Raw genomic sequence first — 19033 nt, forward strand, 5'->3', positions numbered from 1 at the left:
CCGACTTAGCTGCGATCAGCTGAGCCTTGAATTCTAGCACAGTTTTTGAAGAACTGTCAAACTTTTGAAAACTTTTTGTTTTCATCACCTTTCAAACTCAGCACCTTGCGGCATCCAGTTCTACTCAGCGAAGCCTTGAATTATATACCGGTTTTTACACCACCTACAACCCAAAACCAAACTTTCTTCTTCCACCTTCTCAGCCCCGGCAACAACAAGGCCTAGACCCCATCATCACCCGAACCTCCAGCGCCCCGCATCTCTGCAGCACCGCCTCAGTAGCGAAGCCCTCGACTATAGCATGAGTTCGGAGGGCGAAAAAAGACTCCAGCCAAAAAATTGCCCTCTACCGGGGGGACGCCGCCATGGCGGCCTCAAGTGCGTCGATGAACAGGGCTGCGACATCACACCCTGTCTGATCGAAGATTTCCTGGAAGCACGTCGGGCTGGTCACATTGATTTCCGTGACGCAGTCCCCGATGACATCCACGCCCGCCAGCAACAGGCCGCGCTCTTGCAGTAGGGGCCCCAGGGTTTCGCCGATCTCCAGGTCGCGTGCCGTCAGGGGCCGTGCCACGCCCTTGCCTCCCGCCGCAAGATTGCCACGCACCTCCGTGCCTTGCGGAATGCGCGCCAGGCAATAAGGAACGGGCTTGCCGCCAATCACCAGCACGCGCTTGTCGCCGTCCACGATCTCGGGCAGAAACTTCTGCACCATCACGCTCTGCGCGCCGTCGCGATTGAGCGTTTCGGTGATGCTGCCCAGGTTCAGGCCATCCGGTCCCACGCGGAAGATACCCATGCCCCCCATGCCGTCCAGCGGCTTGAGGATGATGTCCCGGTGCTCTGCGTGAAAACGCTGGATGTCCGATGCGCTGCGCGTGACCAGGGTTGGCCCGATGAACTGGGGAAACTCCATGATCGCCAGCTTTTCCGGATGGTCGCGCAGTGCCCGGGGCTTGTTGAACACGCGGGCGCCATCTCGCTCGGCCTGCTCCAGCAGATGGGTGGCGTAGAAATACTCGCTGTCGAAGGGCGGGTCCTTGCGCATCAGCACGGCGTCGAAGTCCACCAACGCGGCGAAGCGTTCGGGCTGCGCCTCGAACCACGGGCTGGCATTCCCCGTCAGTCGGATGTCGCGCACCCGCGCATTCACCTTGCTTGCGCGCTGCCATGTGATGTGCCGTGGCTCGCACACCGCCAGCGTATGCCCGCGCCGATGGGCTTCGCGCATCATGGCGAAGGTGGTGTCCTTGTAGATCTTGAAGCTTTCCAGGGGATCGGCGATGAAGAGCAGTTTCATGGTGTCGGATCGAAAGTAGCAGGAGAGGCGCTGCCAGGCTGGCCAGCTAGCTCCTCTATATAGATATGGGCAAAGACGATGGCCGCAACGCCCGGTTGGCCCGGCCGCCGCGCCAGCGGTTCACCCGGGCTCGCCTCACGCACCCCGGGCCGGCGAACGCCTGTACTGTTGCACAAATAGCGCAAAGCTGCCGGCGACCACGCCCCAGAAGGCCGACCCCACCCCGGCAATGACCACGCCGCTCAGGGTGACGAGGAACGTGACGAGCGCCGCTTCGCGGTGCGACTCCTCGCGCAAGGCGACCGCCAGGCCGTTGCCGATGGTGCCCAGCAGGGCCAGGCCTGCGATGGCCACCACCAGTTCGGAGGGAAATGCGGTCAGCAGGCCGGTGATGACCGCACCAAAGAGACCGATCGCCACATACAGTGCGCCGCAGCACACCGCTGCCGTGTAGCGCCGATGGCGGTCCTCATGGGCCTCGGGGCCCATGCACATCGCGGCCGTGATGGCGCTGAAGTTCAGCGCGAAGGCGCCAAAGGGCGCGAGCGCGAGCGTGGCGAGCCCCGTCAGCGTGATGAGGCGGGAGATGGGCAGGTCATAGCCCGAGGCCCGGATCACCGCAACGCCGGGAAGGTTTTGCGACGCCATGGTGACGACGAACAAGGGGATCGCCAGGCTGATGGTCGCGGCAAGGCTGAACTGCGGCGCCGTGAAGACGGGCATCGCCAGTTCCAGCCGCACCCCCGACCATGCCATCTTCCCCTGCAGGGCCACGAAGACCACGGCCACCGCCAGGGTGACGACCACGGCGTACCGCGCCGCGAACTTGCGGGAAAACAGGTACACGACCAGCATGGTCAGCACCAGCGGCAGTGCCGTCTGGGCGGTGGCAAACGCCTGCAGGCCGAAACGCGCCAGCACGCCCGCCAGCAGGGCGGCGGCGATCTCCATGGGGATGCGCCCCATGGCCCGCTCGAACCAGCGCGTCACGCCGGCCAGCGTGATGAGGACGGCGCTGACCATGAAGGAGCCCACCGCCTCGCCCATGGTGAAGCCCCCGGCCAGGCCGGCCGTGGCCAGCACGGCCGCGCCAGGGGTGGACCAGGCCACCATCACGGGCTTGCGCAGGATGAGCGAGGGCACCAGGGAACACAGGCCCATGCCCAGGCCCAGCGCCCACATCCAGGACGTGACCTGGGCCGGCGTGGCACCAAACGCCTGCGCGGCCTGGAACACGATGGCCACCGAACTGGTGAAGCCCACCAGCACGGCCACGAACCCGGCAGTGAATGCCGACAGGCTCAGGTCTTTGAAAAATTGCATGGGCTGGATTCTGGCACCACGCATCCCCGCCGGCGGCCGCGCCACCACAGAAAGGCGGGGGACACGATTGCTATTATTTTTATAGCTATTGGCGCTTGATGAGCAAGCGCTTGAAGCCCAAAAGACCCCAACCCGCTCAAATCTCGATCTTGGATCCGAGTTCGACGACCGCGTTGTTGGGCAGGTGCAGGAAGTCCGCCGCACCACTGGCGTTGTGGTGCATCTGCGCGAACAGCTTCTCGCGCCAGGGCGCCATGCCGCTGCCAATGGTGGGGATGACGGTATCGCGCGAGAGGAAGTAGCTGGTGGTCATCGACTCCAGCTCGCAGCCCCGCCCGCGCAGCAGTTCCAGCGCACGCGGCACGTCCGGGTCGTTCTTGAAGCCGTAGTGGATCACCACCTGCCAGCAGTCGTGGCCCAGGGGCTCCACCTGCAGGCGCTTGTCCAGCCCGATCCAGGGCGTCTCGTGGTTGTGCACGGTCACGAACAGGTTCTGCTGGTGCAGCACCTTGTTGTGCTTGAGGTTGTGCAACAGCGCATTGGGCACCGCACCGGTCTCGGCCGTGAGGAACACGGCGGTGCCCTCGACCCGCGTGGGCGGGCTGATGAACACCGACTCCAGGAAGTCCTTGAGGTCGATGGCGTCCGCACGCAGCTTGTCGTTGAGCAGCCGCCGCCCCTCCTTCCACGTCATCATGAGGGAGAACACGATGCCGCCGATCATCAGCGGGAACCAGCCGCCCTGGAACAGCTTGAGCAGGTTGGAGGCAAAGAACGCCAGGTCCACCACGAAGAAGCAGCCCGTGGCCGCGATGCACAGCGCCAGCGGGTAGCCCCAGCCGTACCGGATCACGAAGAAGGTCAGCGTGGTGGTGATCAGCATGTCCAGCGTCACGGCGATGCCGTAGGCGGCCGCCAGGTTGCTGGAGGAGCGGAACATCACCACGGCCAGCACGATGGCGGCGAACAGCCCCCAGTTGACCAGCGGCATGTAGATCTGCCCGGTGTCCCGCACGCTGGTGTGCTGGATGTTCAGGCGCGGCAGGTACCCGAGCTGGATGACCTGCTTGGTCACGCTGAAGGCGCCGGTGATGAGCGCCTGCGATGCGATCACGGTGGCCATGGTGGCCAGTATCACCAGCGGGACCAGCGCCCAGTCGGGCGCCATCATGTAGAACGGGTTCTTCACCGCCTCGGGCTCGGCCAGCAGCAGCGCGCCCTGGCCGAAGTAGTTGAGCGTGAGCGCGGGCATGGCCACGCCGAACCAGGCCATGCGGATGGGGCGCTTGCCAAAGTGGCCCAGGTCGGCGTACAGGGCCTCGGCCCCCGTCACGCACAGCACAACGGCCCCCAGGATGATGAAGCTGGTGCCGGGATGGGCCCACATGAAGCCCAGCGCGTGGTGCGGGCTCAGCGCCCAGAGGATCTCGGGATGCCCCACGATGTGCGAGACGCCCAGCAGCGCAATGGTGATGAACCACACCAGGGTGATGGGCCCGAAAAACTTGCCGATGCCGCTGGTGCCGCGCTTTTGCACGGCAAACAGGCAAAAGAGCACGACCAGGGTGATCGGAATCACGTACTGCTTGAAATGCGGCGAGACGACTTCCAGCCCTTCGACGGCCGACAGGACCGAGATGGCGGGCGTGATGACGCCGTCGCCATAGAAGAGCGAGGTGCCGAAGATGCCCACGGCCAGCAGCACGCCACGCAGCCGGGGCTTGTCCTTGACGGCCTGGGAGGCCAGCGCCAGCATGGCGATGAGCCCGCCCTCGCCGTGGTTGTCGGCGCGCAGCACCAGCACCACGTACTTCAGCGAAACAATGACGGTGAGCGTCCAGAAGAAGATCGAGAGGATGCCGTAGATATTGGCTGGGGAGAACGGCACATGGCCGGACCCGAAGACCTCCTTGACGGCATACAGCACGCTGGTGCCGATATCGCCATACACAACACCGATGGCGCCCAGCGTAAGCGCTGCGAGCGATGATTTGGAGCTTTGCACTGACCGCACCCGGCACACAGGGGCTGCCGGGTTCCGTTACTTTTGGGAACGCTATTGTGCGCCTGAGGCAGATCAAGTGCCTGGGGGGAGCTCCCCATGTTGCGACGCAACAACTTGCCCTTGGCAGCCCGGCGCAGACATGGCAGGCCGCGCGGAATCCCCCGGCGAAACTGGCGCTGCCTGGTCGCAGGGGCGGCCCCGCCCCCTCCGGGAGAACACGGAGAAGACACGCCGCTTCCCGGAGGCGCCGTTTCAGTCGTACACCTCGGCGTCCGGGTTGGTGGCTTCCAGCTCGTAGCTGGCCGCCAGCATGGCCAGGCGCGCGACCACGCCGTACATGTAAAAGCGGTTGGGGGCGCTCACGCCAGGGCGCACGCCGGGCTGGGGCATGTGCGTGCTGTGCTCGAACGCGAGCGGCACGAAGCTCGCGCCCGGGGCGTTGAGGTTCTCGTCCACGCCGCGCTCGGCATGCATGCGGTAGAAGCCGCCCACCACGTAGCGGTCCATCATGTAGACCACCGGTTCGGCCACGGCCTCGTGCACGCGCTCCTGCGTGAGCACGCCTTCCTGGATGATGAGGTCGCTGACCGGCTGGCCGTCCTTGATGATGGCCATCTTGTTCTTGGTCTTGCGGTTGACCGCGTCCAGCTCCTTGGCGTCGCGCACGGTCATGATGCCCATGCCGTAGGTGCCGTTGTTGGCCTTGACGATGACGAACGGCTTCTCGTTGATGCCGTATTCCTTGTACTTGCGGCGCACCTTGGTCAGCAGCGCATCCACCGTGGTCTGCAGCTTGTCCATGCCTTTGTCCTCGGCAAAGTCCACGCCGTCGCACTGGCTGTACATGGGGTTGACGAGCCAGGGGTCGATGCCCAGCATCTTGCCGAAGCGCTTGGCCACCTCTTCGTAGTTCTTGAAGTGGGTGCTCTTGCGGCGCACGCTCCAGCCCGCATGCAGCGGGGGCAGCAGGTACTGCTCGTGGATGTCTTCCAGAATGCCGGGCGGCCCGGCGGAGAGATCATTGTTCAGCAGAATGGTGCAGGGGTCGAAGTCCTTGAGGCCCAGGCGGCGCTTGGTGCGCACCACGGGCTCCAGCGTCACCGTGTCGCCATTGGGCAGCTCGATGAGCGTGGGCTTCTTGATCTCGGGACTGATGGAGCCCACGCGCACGTTCAGGCCCGCCATGTTGAAGATGCGCTGCAACTGCACCACATTGGCCAGGTAGAAGGTGTTGCGCGTGTGGTTTTCCGGAATGATCAGCAGGTTGCGCGCCTCGGGGCAGATCTTCTCGATGGCGGCCATGGCGGCCTGCACGGCCAGGGGCAGCATCTCCTTGGTGAGGTTGTTCCAGCCCCCGGGAAACAGGTTGGTGTCCACGGGCGCGAGCTTGAAGCCCGCATTGCGGATGTCCACCGAGGTATAGAACGGCGGCGTGTGCTCCATCCACTCCAGCCGGAACCAGCGCTCGATGGCGGGCATCGAGTCGAGAATGCGCTGTTCGAGTTCGTTGATCGGCCCGGTGAGGGCCGTGATGAGATGCGGAACCATGGAAAGCCCTCGGGAAGCGATTGCGATGAATTGTAGGGAGTTGGGGTCGGGCCGGAAATTCGCAAGCCGCCTGCGGCACGAGCCGTGGCGGGCGCTGGCTACCGGCGCCAGAAGGCGGGGGTGAGCAAGGCCATGAAGCTCAGGATCTCCAGCCGCCCCAGCAGCATCGCCAGCGAACACACCCAGATCTGGAAATCGGTCAGCACGGCATAGGTGGACGCAGGGCCCACGCTGCCCAGCCCCGGGCCCGCGCAGTTCACGCTGGCCAGCACCACCGAGAACGCCGTGACCGGGTCCAGGTCGGTCAGCAGCATGACCATGCTGAGCCCGAAGACCGTGCCGCCATACACCAGCATGAACGCGAGCACCGAGAAGATCACGCGGTTGTCCACCACGGCCCCTCCCAGGCACACGGGCTGCACGGCGCGCGGGTGCACCAGGCGGTTCATCTCCCGGCGCGCCTGCTTGGCCAGGATAAGCATGCGCACCATCTTGATCCCCCCGCCGGTCGACCCCGCGCTGGTGGCCACGCCCGACAGCAGCAGCATGAACACGGGCGCAAACACGGGCCAGGCCAGGTAGTCCACGGTGGCATAGCCCGTGGTGGTGGCGAGCGAGATCACATTGAACATCGCGTGGCGCAGCGCATCCAGCGGGGCATAGACCCCCTTGGCCCACAGCAGCAGCGCCACCACCAGCCCCCCGCCCACCAGCGAGAAAAGCGTCGCGCGCAACTCCGGGTCGCGCCAGAAGCCACCCCAGTGGCCCTTGCGGAAGGCCACGAAGTACAGCGCGAAATTGCAGCTGGCCACCAGCATGAAGAAGACGCAGATCGCCTCCAGCAGCGGCGACTGGAAATACCCGAAGCTGGTGTCATGGGAAGACAGCCCGCCCAGGCTCACCGTGGTGAACATGTGCATCAGCGCATCCAGCGGCCCCATGCCGGCCGCCCAGTAGGCCAGGCCGCAGGTGACGGAAAACAGTGCATACACGCCCCACAGGCCCTTGGCGGTGCCCGTCATGCGCGGCGTGAGCTTGGCGTCCTTGAGCGGCCCGGCCGCTTCGGCCTTGAACAGCTGGCTGCCCCCGACCCCCAGCAGCGGCAGGACGGCCACCGCCAGGATGAGGATGCCCATCCCGCCCATCCACTGCAGAAAGGTGCGCCATACATTGACCGACACGGGCAGCGCGTCCAGGCCGCTGAGCACCGTGGAGCCGGTCGTGGTCAGGCCCGACACCGCCTCGAAGTACGCATGCGTGAAAGACATCGGCCGCCCGATGTGGTGGCCCGCCAGCATCAGGGGCACCGCGGCGGACAGCGGCAGCAGCATCCACACCAGCGACACCAGCATCACGCCGTGGCGCGGCTGCAATTCCTGGCGGAAAAGGCGCAGGCGCCACCAGAGCCACGCCCCCACCGCCATCGTGGCGCCCATGGCGATCGGGTACACGTGCCACACGCCATCGCGCGTCCACAGCGACACCACCAGCGGCAGCCCCATGGCCAGCGAAAAGATCATGACCAGAATGCCCAGCACGCGCAGGACGGGAAACATGTCTGTCATGACGGGCGTCCTTGGTCCATGGCAGCCGGCATCGCATGCAGCTGCCGATACTGGCGCAGCCCAGGCGAGGGCCGCCGCGCAAGGGCCGCCGCGCCGCAGAGGCGGCGCTTCGCTGGCGTGCGCTGGCGGCGTCCCCCTGCCCGCAGCGCGAAGCGCTGCGAGAGCGGGGGCTGGGGGCCGGGGCTCCCAGCGTGCCTGCGCAGGCTGGGACGGCCCCGAAGAGCTGGTGCCTCTGGCAACTGCACGGAGGCGCGAATCGACTCAGGGGGGGACATCAAAAAAACGTCGCGCTCACGCGGAAGAGCTTTTCCACGTCGCGCACGAGCCGCTTGTTCGGCAGGAAGAACACCACGTGGTCGTTGCCCTCGATCACCGTGGAACTGCGCGGGATGATGACCTGCGGCTCGCGCAGATCCCCGGGCGGCGCATCGGGCGAATCCGGCAGGCCGCGCACGATCAGGCCCATGTGCACATCGCGCGGCAGCGCCAGTTCGCTGACCTTGCGGCCCACCACGCGCGAGCTTTTCCGGTCGCCGCGCGCCACGATCTCCAGCGCCTCCGCCACGCCCCGGCGAAGGCTGTGCACGGCCTGCACATCCCCCTGGCGCACGTAGGCGAGCAGCTCGCCCAGCATGGCCTGCGCGGGCGACAGCGCGATGTCGATCTGCGTGCCGTGCATCAGGTCGGCGTAGCTGCGGCGGTTGATGAGGGCGAGCACCCGCCTGGCGCCCATGCGCTTGGCCAGCAGGCAGGACATGATGTTGTCCTCGTCGTCGTCGGTGAGCGCCAGGAACAGGTCCACCTCCTCGATGCCCTCGTCGCCCAGCAGGTCCTCGTCGGTGGTGTCGCCCTGCAGCACCAGCACCTCGGAAGGCAGGGCCGACGCCAGCTCGACGCAGCGGTCGGCGTGGTCCTCGATGATCTTGATGTTGAAGCGCCCTGGCGCCTGCGCCAGCTGGCGGGCCAGGCGCAGCCCCACCCGGCCGCCGCCGGCGATCATGATGCGGCGCACGGGCTGGGAAGGCTGCGACTGCGGCCGGTGCAGGGCCGCCAGCACCTTCGCGATGTGCTCCTGCGCGGCCAGCACGAAGACCTCGTCGCCCGGCTCGATGCGGGTGCGCCCGTCGCACGCGACGAAACGGTCCGGCTCGTCCGGAAACCGCCGGTAGATGGCCACCATGCGCATGGCCATCTCGGGGTCGCTCTCGCGCAGCTGGCCGATGGTGTGGCCCGCCATGGGGGCACCCGCACGCGCGCGCACCGATACCAGGCAGGCACGCCCCCCCGCGAACTCGCGCACCTGCATGGCCTCGGGGTATTCGATGAGCTTGCCGATGTAGCGCGTGAGGGATTCTTCGGGGCAGATGATGCGGTCCACCGCAAAGCCCTCGGGTCCGGTCAGCCGCGTGTCCAGGTCAAAGCCGGTGGAGCGCACCCGCGCGATGCGCTTGGGGATGTTGAACACCAGCTGCGCGATCTTGCAGCACACCAGGTTGGTCTCGTCCTGCGCGGCGCAGGCGATCAGCAGGTCGGTGTCCTGCGCGCCCGCCTCGGCCAGCACGGCGGGCTCGATGCCGTTGCCCACCACGCCGCGCAGGTCAAAGCGCGACTCCAGGTCGCGCAGGCGCGCGGCGTCCGTGTCGATCACGGTGATGTCGTTGCGCTCCGACACCAGGCTGTCGGCCACGCTCTGGCCCACGCGGCCCGCCCCGAGGATGATGATTTTCATGTGGTATGGGCCGTCAGCGCACTACTGGCAAGCGCCACCAGCTATGAAAAATGGAGCAAATCAGGTCCGCACCTCGCCCTCGCCCAGCACCACGTACTTGAGCGAGGTCAGGCCTTCGAGCCCCACGGGCCCGCGCGCATGGAATTTGTCGGTGCTGATGCCGATCTCGGCGCCCAGCCCGTACTCAAAGCCATCGGCGAACCGCGTGCTGGTGTTCACCATCACGCTGGCCGAATCCACCTCGCGCAGGAAGCGCTGGGCATGCATATGGTTGGTGGTGAGGATGGCATCCGTGTGGTGGCTCGAATACCGGTTGATGTGGGCGATGGCCTCGTCCACGCCATCCACCACCTTCACGCTGATGATCGGGGCCAGGTACTCCTCGCTCCAGTCCTGCTCGGTGGCGGGCACCAGCTGGGCGCCTTGTACCGATTGCAGGATGGCCAGCGCCTGCGGGCAGCCGCGCATCTCCACGCCCTTGGCGGCGTACACGGCGCCGATCTTCGGCAAGAAGTCGGCCGCCACGCCCCGCGCCACCAGCAGGCCTTCGCTCGCGTTGCAGGGGCTGTACTTGTTCGTCTTGGCGTTGTCGGCCACCTTCACCGCCATGGCGATGTCGCAGGGGTCGTCCACATAGGTGTGGCAGTTGCCGTCCAGGTGCTTGATGACGGGCACCTTGGCGTCGCGGCTGATGCGCTCGATCAGGCCCTTGCCGCCACGCGGAATGATCACGTCCACGAACTGCGGCATGGCGATGAGCTGGCCCACGGCCTCGCGGTCGGTGGTCTGCACCAGCTGCACCGCGTCCTGCGGCAGGCCGGACTCGGCCAGCGCCTGCTGCACCAGCTTGGCCAGCGCCTTGTTGGAATCGATGGCTTCGGAGCCGCCGCGCAGGATGCAGGCGTTGCCGCTCTTGATGGACAGCGACGCGGCCTCGATGGTCACGTTGGGCCGGCTCTCGTAGATCATGCCGAACACGCCGATCGGCACACGCATCTGGCCCACGCGGATGCCGCTCCCCTGCTGCTTCATGCCCAGGATCTCGCCGATGATGTCGGGCATGGCGGCCAGCTGCTCGCAGCCTTCGGCGCAGGTCTCCAGCACCTTGGGGCCGAGCTTCAGGCGGTCCACCATGGGCTCGGCCAGGCCGGCGGTGCGGGCGCGGTCCAGGTCGCGGGCGTTGTCGATCTGCAGCGCCTCCACGTTCTCGCGCAGCAGGCGGGCCAGGGCCTTGAGTGCTTTGTTTTTGATAGCTGCTGGCGCTTTGGCCATCAGCGCAGAGGCCGTTTTGGCCTGCTGGCCGAGGGTGTGCGTGTATTCAGCGACGTTGAGGGCGTTCATCCGGTGATTTTGCCGCAGATACCCTCTGTGCGGCCCACCGAGCGCCTGTTACCCTTGCCACCCCGCCGCCATCCCCCGCTTCCAGAGCCGCCCATGACCCGCGCCCACCTGCTCCAACCTGTCCACGACGCCCTGCAGGCCTTCAGCCAGGGCACGCTGTCGGCGTCCGCCCTGAGCACCACCGCCCGCGCCCAGACCGACCTGCTGGCCGCCCTGCCCCCGCGCTACGCCGAGGTGCTGCACGGCCTGCTGGACCGGCTCGAATCCAGCGATTTTGATAGCTTCCAGCGCTTGATGGACAAGCGGTAGCGGCTATTTTTATCTGGAACCAGGCGCAGCGCGGCTCACCGCGCCGCCTGCGTCAGCCGGCACAGCTGGAACGCCAGGCGCTGCAGCGCCTGCCAGCCGTCGGTCGGCCAGTCGGGCGCCTTCAGGCCCTTGACGATGCCGTCCACCGTGTGCGCGGACTGCAGCAGCCGCGCCAGTGCCGCGTCGCTGGCCTTGGGCAGGATGCGCTCGAACAGGCGCTCCTTGGGGCCCCAGATGCGGTTCTCGCGCAGGGCCATGGGCAGCGGGCGCCCGGCGTTCATCGCATCCTTCACGCGCTTGAGGGCGCGGATGTCCTCGGACAGCGCCCAGTGCACCAGCACCTCGGCCTCGCCCTCGGCCTGCAGGCCGTCGAGCATGCGCTGCACCCGCCCCACCTGCCCCGCCAGCACGGATTCGGACAGCTTGAACACGTCGTAGCGCGCCACGTTGAGCACGGCGGCCTCGACCTGGGCCTGCGTCAGCTCGCCCGCCGGGTGGAGCAGGGCCAGTTTCTGGATCTCCTGGTGCGCGGCCAGCAGGTTGCCTTCCACGCGGTCGGCAAAGAACTGCAGCGTGCGCTGCCCCTCCTCGCCCGCCACCACGCGCTGCCCCTGGGCGGCCAGGCGCTGTGCGATCCACTGCGGCAGCATGCCGCGCTCGATGGGGTCGATCTGGAGCGAGGTGCCGCTCGATTCGAGCGCCGCGAACCACGCGCCGGTGCGTGTGGCCTTGTCCAGGCGCGGGAGCATCACGAGCGTGAGCGTGCTGTCGTTGCCCCGGGCGGACTCGGCCACCTGCTGCAGCGCCACGCTGCCGTCCTTGCCGGGCTTGCCCGAGGGAATGCGGATCTCCACGATCTGCTTGTCGGCGAACAGGCTGAGCGAGCCGCCCGCCGCCAGCACCGCGCTCCAATCGAAGTGCGCGCCCGCCACCGTGTAGGAACTGCGCTCGGTATAGCCCTGCGCACGGGCCGTGGCGCGGATGGCGTCGGCCGCCTCCTGTTGCAGCAGGGGCTCGTCGCCATGCAGCACGTAGAGCGGCGACAGGCCCCGTTGGAGATGCGTGGAGAGTTGGGCCAGGGCGACTTGCATGCGGCAAAGTTTATCCCCTTGCCCTGGCACCCTGGCGCACCAGGAGGCCAGGGGCACAGAAAACCCCGCAGATCGCCAGCACAGGCCTGCAGATTGCACGGTACACGCACCCGATTGCGCAGCTGTCCTGCTTTTCATTGGCGCTCCCCGCCCCGACAATCACCCCGCCACCCACACGGGCACCCAGCACCCCGGGCGCGCCCGGCACCGTCCGTTCCCCACAAAGGCCTCGCACCATGACCTCCACCCCGCCCCTCCCCGCGCCATCCATCAGCCTCCTGGGCGCCCCCACCGACGTGGGAGCGGGCGCGCGCGGCGCCTCCATGGGCCCCGAGGCCCTGCGCGTGGCCGGGCTGCAGCCGGCGCTGGAAAGCCACGGCCTGCGGGTGTTCGACCGGGGCAACCTGAGCGGGCCGGCCAATCCCTGGCAGCCCCCGCAGCAAGGCTACCGCCACCTGCCCGAAGTCGTGGAGTGGAACCAGCGCGTGTTCGATGCGGTGTATGCCGAATTGCGGCGCGGCCACCTGCCCATCCTGATGGGCGGCGACCACTGCCTGGGCCTGGGCAGCATCAGCGCCGTGGCGCGGCATTGCGCGGAGACCGGCAGGAAGCTGCGCGTGCTGTGGCTTGATGCGCATGCCGACTTCAACACCAGCGCCCTCACGCCCAGCGGCAATGTGCACGGCATGCCCGTGGCCTGCCTGTGCGGCTTTGGGCCGAAGGAGCTGACAGAGCTGGCCCGGATGCCCGGCGGAGGCCCCGCGCTGCACCCCGGCCAGATCCGCCAGATCGGCATCCGCAGCGTGGACGAAGGCGAAAAACGCTTCGTGCACGAGCAGGGCCTGGAAGTCTTCGACATGCGCTACATCGACGAGGTGGGCATGCGCCAGACCATGCAGCAGGCGCTGGCCGGGCTGGATGCCGACACCCACCTGCACGTGAGCTTCGACGTGGATTTCCTGGACCCGGACATCGCGCCCGGCGTGGGCACCACGGTGCCCGGCGGCCCCACCTACCGCGAGGCCCAGCTGTGCATGGAGATGATCGCCGACAGCGGCCGCCTGGCGTCGCTGGACATCGTGGAGCTCAACCCCGCGCTGGACGTGCGCAACCGCACCGCCGTGCTGGCCGTGGACCTGGTGGAGTCGCTGTTCGGCAAGAGCACGCTGATGCGCGTGCCATCGGGCCTGCGCGCCCCGCAGGCGGCGCTCCGTAGCGCTTCCTGAAACGGGCGCGCCCCCCGCGCGGGACGCCGTGGAGCGGGCCTGGCCCGGCCGCTGGCGTCGCCGCCCCCCGGCTACCGCTTCACGGCGGCCAGCCGGCGCATCAACTGCTGCACCAGGTCGGTCCGCATGTTGCGGTACAGCAGCGCCTCTTCGGCCTCCTTGGCCAGGGCGATGGTTTCGTTGTAGCTGATGTCGCGCTGCTGCAGCAGTTCGGTGTCAGGGATCAGCTCGGTGCCCGCCGGGGTCCGGAGCCTGAAGCGGATGCGCAGCCGCAACTGCAGCTCGCGCACCTGGCCCGAGGCGTTGAGCCCCACCACCACGCGCTCCTGCTGCTCCTGCAGCAGGTCCAGGATGGCCTCGGCGGTGGGCAGGGCCGCCGGGTCGCGCAGCACCTGCAGCTTGCTGCCCGACCCGTCCAGCGTGCGCTGCAGCTCCCGCGCCAGCGGCGAGCCCGCGGGGGCCGCGATGTAGAGCGAGTCGAACCCGAACTCCGGCACGCCCCGCAAGCGAAAACCGCAGGCCGACAGCAGGGCCGCGGGCGCGATGAAGAGCAGTGTGCGTCTTTGCATTTCAGTTATCCATTGCGTTCGCGCCACCCACAACCCGTGGCACTGGCCCGGCCCAGGCCAGCAGGCGCCGCACCGGGGCCGCCCCGGCGCGCGGCGCCTCAGGGGGGTGTCGCTTCATTTCACACCACCACGTTCACGAGGCGGCCAGGCACCACGATCACCCGCTTGGGCGCCGCGCCCGCGGCATGTGCCGTGAAGGCCTCGCTGGCCAGGGCGATGCGCTCGATCGCTGCCTTGTCGGCCTGCGCCGGCACGTGGATGGAGCCGCGCAGCTTGCCATTGACCTGCAGCATGAGCTCGATCTCGTCCTGCACCAGCGCGTTCGCATCCACCTGGGGCCAGGGCGCATCCAGCAGATCGCCCAGGTGGCCCGCGTAGCCCAGGCTGCTCCACAGGCTGTGCGCGATGTGGGGCGTGGCCGGGTACAGCACGCGCAGCAGGATGCCAAAGCCTTCGATCAGCGCCACCTGGGCGCCGGCCGACTCCGTGGCCTTGAAGTCCTCGAGCGCGTTGATCATCTTCATCGCGCCCGACACCACGGTGTTGTACTGCATGCGCTGGTAGTCGTAGTCCACCTGCTTGAGCACGGTGTGGATCTCCAGCCGCAGGGCCTTGGCTTCCTTGCCGAATTCCACCTCCTTCAGGCTGCTGGCGCTTGCCACGCTGGCGCTGGCGGCTTGCATGTCCATGGCGGAGAGCTTGAAGCCGAAATTCCACACGCGACGCAGGAAACGGTAGCTGCCTTCCACGGCCGCGTCGTTCCACTCCAGCGTGGCCTCGGGCGGGGCGGTGAACATGGTGTACAGGCGCGCGGTGTCGGCGCCGTACTTCTCGATGAGGTCCTGCGGGTCCACGCCGTTGTTCTTGGACTTGGACATGGTGCCCACGCCCTCGTAGTCGATGGGCGTGCCCGCCGGCAACAGGCCGTCACCGCTGGTGGCTTCGTTCTTGAGCCTGGCGCCAACGATCTTGCCGCCTTCGTCCAGCACATGCTCCACATCGTGTGGCCAGAAGTAGTCCTTTCCGCCCTTGGCGGTGCGGCGGCTGTAGATGTGGTTGAGCACCATGCCTTGCGTGAGCAGCTTGGTGAAGGGCTCGTCCACCTTGACCAGCCCCAGGTCGCGCATGACCTTGGTCCAGAAGCGCGCGTACAAGAGGTGCAGGATGGCGTGTTCGATACCACCGATGTACTGGTCCATCGGCATCCAGTAGTCGGCGCCGCCAGCGACCATGGCGTCGGCATTCTTGGGGTCGCAATACCGCATGAAATACCAGGACGAGTCCACGAACGTGTCCATGGTGTCCGTCTCGCGCCGCGCGGCCTTGCCGCACACGGGGCAGACCACGCCAGCATGGAAACCTTCGTGCTTGTGCAGCGGGTTGCCCGAACCATCGGGCACGCAGTCGGTGGGCAGCACCACCGGCAGGTCCTTCTCGGGCACGGGCACGGCGCCGTGTTCATCGCAATGGATGATGGGAATGGGCGTGCCCCAGTAGCGCTGGCGGCTCACGCCCCAGTCGCGCAGGCGCCAGGTGGTCTTGGTCTCGCCCAGGCCCTTGGCCTGCAGCGCGTGGGCCACGGCGGTGACGGCTTCCTTGTAGCCCAGGCCGCTGAAGCTGTCGGAGTTGATGGTGACGCCGCGCTGCTTGTCGCCGTACCAGTCGTTCCACTGGTGGTAGTCGAAGTGCTCGCCATCGACCAGCACCACCTGCTTGATCTCCAGGTTGTACTTGAGGGCGAAGGCGAAATCGCGCTCGTCGTGCGCGGGCACGCCCATCACGGCGCCGTCGCCATAGCCCATGAGCACGTAGTTGCCGACCCAGACCTCGACCTTTTCCTCCGTCAGCGGGTGCGTGACGAACAGGCCCGTGGGTTGGCCCTTCTTTTCCTGCGTGGCCAGCTCGGCCTCGGTGGTGCCGCCGCTCTTGCATTCCTCGATGAAGGCGGCGAGCTCCGGGTTCGTCCTGGCGGCGTGGGCGGCCAGCGGGTGCTCGGGCGCCACGGCGCAGAAGGTCACGCCCATGATGGTGTCGGCGCGCGTGGTGAAGACGTACATGCGGCCGTCGCCGATCAGCGTGCCGTCATCGCCCCGGATATCGTGCGGGAAGGCGAAGCGCACGCCTTCGCTCTTGCCGATCCAGTTCTCCTGCATGAGCTTCACGCGTTCGGGCCAGCCGGGCAGCTTGTCGCCGGTCACGAAGTCCAGCAGCTCTTCGGCGTAGTCGGTGATCTTCAGGTAGTAGCCCGGGATCTCGCGCTTTTCCACCGTGGCGCCGGTGCGCCAGCCCTTGCCGTCGATGACCTGCTCGTTGGCCAGCACGGTCTGGTCCACCGGGTCCCAGTTCACGACCTGGGTCTTGCGGTAGGCAATGCCCTTTTCCAGCATCTTGAGGAACAGCCACTGGTTCCACTTGTAGTACGTGGGGTCGCAGGTGGCCACTTCGCGGCTCCAGTCGATGGCCAGGCCCATGGCCTGCATCTGCTTCTTCATGTACGCGATGTTCTCGTGCGTCCACTTGGCGGGGGGCACGCCGTTCTTGAGCGCGGCGTTCTCGGCCGGCAGGCCGAAGGCGTCCCAGCCCATGGGCATGAGCACGTTGTGGCCGCTCATGCGCAGCTGGCGCGTGAGCATGTCGTTGATGGTGTAGTTGCGCACATGGCCCATGTGCAGCTTGCCGCTGGGGTAGGGCAGCATCGAGCAGGCGTAGAACTTCTTCTTGCTGGTGTCCTCCGTCACGCGGTAGGCGTCGGTGGCGGTCCAGTGGTCGTGCGCGGCGCGCTCGACGTCTTGGGGAGAGTATTTGTCTTGCATGAGGGCTCGGGGATGAGAGAGGTGTGCGGCTGCGAGGCCGCGCTGCGCAGATTTTAGGCTGTCAGGCCCTGCGTTCCGCGCCCGCCGCCGCCAGCGGCCTGCGCGGCCCCCCTGGGACTCCGGCGCATGGCGGCTTCAAGGTGCCCTGGCAGGGGCCGTTGGCGCGCCAGCGGCCGGCGGCTCGGCCACGAAGCCGATGCGCTGCAGCCCGGCCAGGTGCGCCGCGCCCATGACTTCGACCACCCGCCCATAGGGCACGGCCGCATCGGCGCGCAGCTGGATTTCGGTGTCGGGCCGTTCGGCGCCGATGCGGCGCAGGCGCTCGGCCAGCGCGGGCTGCGACAGGGGCTCGTCCTGAAGAAAGGCCTGGCCCGAGGCATCGACCACCAGGGTGACGAACTGCGGCACCGTGCCGGGCGTGGCGCCTTCGGTGCGCGGCAGGTCGAGCCGGATCGCGCTGGCCATGAGCGGCGCCGTGAGGATGAAGATGACCACGAGCACCAGCATCACATCCACCAGCGGCGTCATGTTGATGTCGCTCATGGGCTGGGGCCCGGCGGTGCGTTCAAGTCGTCCGAAGGCCATGGTGAAAACGGACCTCCGGGATTCAGGACCGCGCACCGGCGGGCGGCGCCGTGTCGATCAGCAGTTCGCGCAGGTCGCGCGCGAAGCCTTCCAGGTCGGCCTCGATGCGGCCGATCAGGCGGCCGAACACGTTGTAGGCCAGCACGGCCGGGATCGCCACCGCCAGCCCGGCCGCCGTCATGACCAGCGCCTCGCCCACGGGGCCGGACACGCGGTCGACGGTGATCTGCCCCGCGCCCGCCATGGCCGTGAGCGCATGGTAGATGCCCCAGACGGTGCCCAGCAGCCCCACGAACGGTGCCGTGGAGCCCACCGTGGCCAGCAGCACCTGGCCAAACTGCAGGCGCCCGAGCACGCCGTGCAAGGCGTCGCGCAGCACGCGGGTGAGCCGCTGCGACAGGCTGCCTGCCGCGGCCAGCGTGGGCTGGCCGGTGGGACCGGCATGATTTGCTATTGAATTCGCAGCAACAACCAAAGGCAGGACAAGCGCAGCGCGGTCAAAAGATTGCAGGCGCTGCGCAGCAACGTCCATGGACGGCGCCTGCCAGAACGCCGCCGTGCAGCGGGCCACGTCGGCGCTGGCCTGGCGCATGAGCCGCAGCTTCCAGACGATGACCACCCAGCTTGCCACGGACATGGCCAGGAGCACCAGCGCGGCACCCTGCGTGACGGCGTCGCCCTGGCGCCACCAGTGGAGAGCGTCCATGGCTGGCCCGATGGCTAGTTGTTGTTAAGGCCCAGCACATCGAACATGTCGAACATGCCCGTCTTGTGCCCGGCGAGAAAGCGCACCGCGCGCAGGCTGCCCTGCGCGTAGGTGGCGCGGCTGGAGGACTTGTGCGTGATCTCGATGCGCTCGCCGATGCCCGCGAACAGCACGGTGTGGTCGCCCACGATGTCGCCGCCCCGGATGGTGGCAAAGCCGATGCTCGACGGGTCGCGCTCGCCCGTGACGCCCTCGCGCGCAAACACGCCGCACTCCTTGAGGTCGCGGCCCATGGCGCCGGCGATCACCTCGCCCATCTTGAGCGCGGTGCCCGAGGGCGCATCCACCTTGTGGCGGTGGTGGGCCTCGATGATCTCGATGTCGTAGCCGGTGGCCATGGCCTTGGCGGCCATCTCCAGCAGCTTGAGCGTGACGTTGACGCCCACGCTCATGTTGGGCGCCATGACGATGGCCGTGCGCTGGGCCAACGCCGCGATCTCGGCCTTCTGCGCATCGGTGAAGCCGGTGGTGCCGACGACGGCCTTCACCCCGAGCTGGCTGCACACGGCCAGGTGGGCCAGGGTGCCTTCGGGGCGCGTGAAATCGATCAGGACGTCGGCGTTTTTCAGGCCCGTGGCAATGTCGGCCGTGATGGCGACGCCGCTGGCATGGCCGAGGAACGCGGTGGCATCCGAGCCGATGCCCGGGCTGGACGGCACGTCCAGCGCACCGGCCAGCACGCAGTCGTCACTGGCGCGAAGGGCCTCGATGAGCATGCGGCCCATGCGGCCCGATGCGCCGGCGATGGCGACACGGCAGGGGCCGGAGCCCGTGGAAGCGGTGGAAGGGGCGGCAGGCGAAGAAGTCCCTGTCATGGGTGTCCTGTACGTTGTGGTTGAAGCACGGCGGGCCAGGCACGG

15 protein-coding genes are annotated in these 19033 nt (G+C 67.5%); 2 read left to right on the top strand and 13 right to left on the bottom strand.

Annotation, left to right across the window (positions count from 1 at the left end):
* Positions 1 to 346 precede the first annotated feature (346 nt).
* The 7 genes from gshB to AC1RVY_RS10435 form a co-directional block, all read right to left on the bottom strand.
* Positions 347 to 1303: a glutathione synthase gene (gshB, locus tag AC1RVY_RS10405; protein ID WP_492806556.1), complete on the bottom strand. Its 957-nt coding sequence runs from the start codon at positions 1301 to 1303 to the stop codon at positions 347 to 349.
* A gap of 135 nt (positions 1304 to 1438) precedes the next feature.
* Positions 1439 to 2626, bottom strand: coding sequence for a benzoate/H(+) symporter BenE family transporter (locus tag AC1RVY_RS10410; RefSeq protein ID WP_492806558.1), 1188 nt, complete (start codon positions 2624 to 2626; stop codon positions 1439 to 1441).
* Positions 2627 to 2762: 136 nt separating this feature from the next.
* Positions 2763 to 4631 carry a potassium transporter Kup gene (locus tag AC1RVY_RS10415; RefSeq protein WP_218341795.1) on the bottom strand — a complete coding sequence of 623 codons (1869 nt, stop codon included), beginning with the start codon at positions 4629 to 4631 and terminating at the stop codon, positions 2763 to 2765.
* Between the two features lie 252 nt (positions 4632 to 4883).
* Positions 4884 to 6179, bottom strand: a complete 1296-nt coding sequence (gshA, locus tag AC1RVY_RS10420) for a glutamate--cysteine ligase (protein ID WP_218297846.1) — start codon at positions 6177 to 6179, stop codon at positions 4884 to 4886.
* 98 nt (positions 6180 to 6277) lie between these two features.
* The gene (locus AC1RVY_RS10425; protein WP_218297847.1) at positions 6278 to 7744 is read right to left on the bottom strand and encodes a TrkH family potassium uptake protein; all 1467 of its coding nucleotides are present in this window, start codon (positions 7742 to 7744) and stop codon (positions 6278 to 6280) included.
* A gap of 274 nt (positions 7745 to 8018) precedes the next feature.
* Positions 8019 to 9473, bottom strand: a complete 1455-nt coding sequence (gene trkA, locus AC1RVY_RS10430) for a Trk system potassium transporter TrkA (RefSeq protein WP_218297848.1) — start codon at positions 9471 to 9473, stop codon at positions 8019 to 8021.
* Between the two features lie 60 nt (positions 9474 to 9533).
* Positions 9534 to 10814: a glutamate-5-semialdehyde dehydrogenase gene (locus AC1RVY_RS10435; RefSeq protein ID WP_492806560.1), complete on the bottom strand. Its 1281-nt coding sequence runs from the start codon at positions 10812 to 10814 to the stop codon at positions 9534 to 9536.
* 93 nt (positions 10815 to 10907) lie between these two features.
* Here AC1RVY_RS10435 and AC1RVY_RS10440 point away from each other — a divergent pair, with 93 nt between their 5' ends.
* On the top strand, positions 10908 to 11123 hold the full coding sequence (locus tag AC1RVY_RS10440) for a hypothetical protein (RefSeq protein ID WP_492806561.1): 216 nt from the start codon (positions 10908 to 10910) through the stop codon (positions 11121 to 11123).
* Positions 11124 to 11158: 35 nt separating this feature from the next.
* On the opposite strand, the gene holA is transcribed toward AC1RVY_RS10440, so the two are convergent.
* Positions 11159 to 12214: a DNA polymerase III subunit delta gene (holA, locus tag AC1RVY_RS10445; protein WP_492806562.1), complete on the bottom strand. Its 1056-nt coding sequence runs from the start codon at positions 12212 to 12214 to the stop codon at positions 11159 to 11161.
* Between the two features lie 236 nt (positions 12215 to 12450).
* On the opposite strand from holA, the gene rocF reads away from it, so the two are divergent.
* Entirely contained in the window at positions 12451 to 13440 is a 990-nt protein-coding gene (gene rocF, locus AC1RVY_RS10450; protein ID WP_218341791.1) for an arginase, read from the top strand.
* 71 nt (positions 13441 to 13511) lie between these two features.
* On the opposite strand, the gene AC1RVY_RS10455 is transcribed toward rocF, so the two are convergent.
* From AC1RVY_RS10455 to dapB, 5 genes are all read right to left on the bottom strand, one after another.
* Positions 13512 to 14009 (bottom strand): LPS-assembly lipoprotein LptE, encoded by a 498-nt coding sequence (locus tag AC1RVY_RS10455; protein WP_218297853.1) that lies wholly within the window; start codon positions 14007 to 14009, stop codon positions 13512 to 13514.
* 119 nt (positions 14010 to 14128) lie between these two features.
* Complete coding sequence (leuS, locus tag AC1RVY_RS10460; RefSeq protein ID WP_492806565.1) at positions 14129 to 16822, bottom strand: leucine--tRNA ligase; 2694 nt, start codon at positions 16820 to 16822, stop codon at positions 14129 to 14131.
* A gap of 135 nt (positions 16823 to 16957) precedes the next feature.
* Entirely contained in the window at positions 16958 to 17407 is a 450-nt protein-coding gene (locus AC1RVY_RS10465) for an ExbD/TolR family protein (RefSeq protein ID WP_218341789.1), read from the bottom strand.
* 22 nt (positions 17408 to 17429) lie between these two features.
* The gene (locus AC1RVY_RS10470; RefSeq protein ID WP_492806566.1) at positions 17430 to 18113 is read right to left on the bottom strand and encodes a MotA/TolQ/ExbB proton channel family protein; all 684 of its coding nucleotides are present in this window, start codon (positions 18111 to 18113) and stop codon (positions 17430 to 17432) included.
* A 14-nt stretch (positions 18114 to 18127) separates the two neighbouring features.
* Positions 18128 to 18988, bottom strand: coding sequence for a 4-hydroxy-tetrahydrodipicolinate reductase (dapB, locus tag AC1RVY_RS10475; protein ID WP_218341787.1), 861 nt, complete (start codon positions 18986 to 18988; stop codon positions 18128 to 18130).
* Positions 18989 to 19033: the final 45 nt, after the last annotated feature.

Source organism: Acidovorax sp. GW821-FHT11A03 (assembly GCF_058809075.1).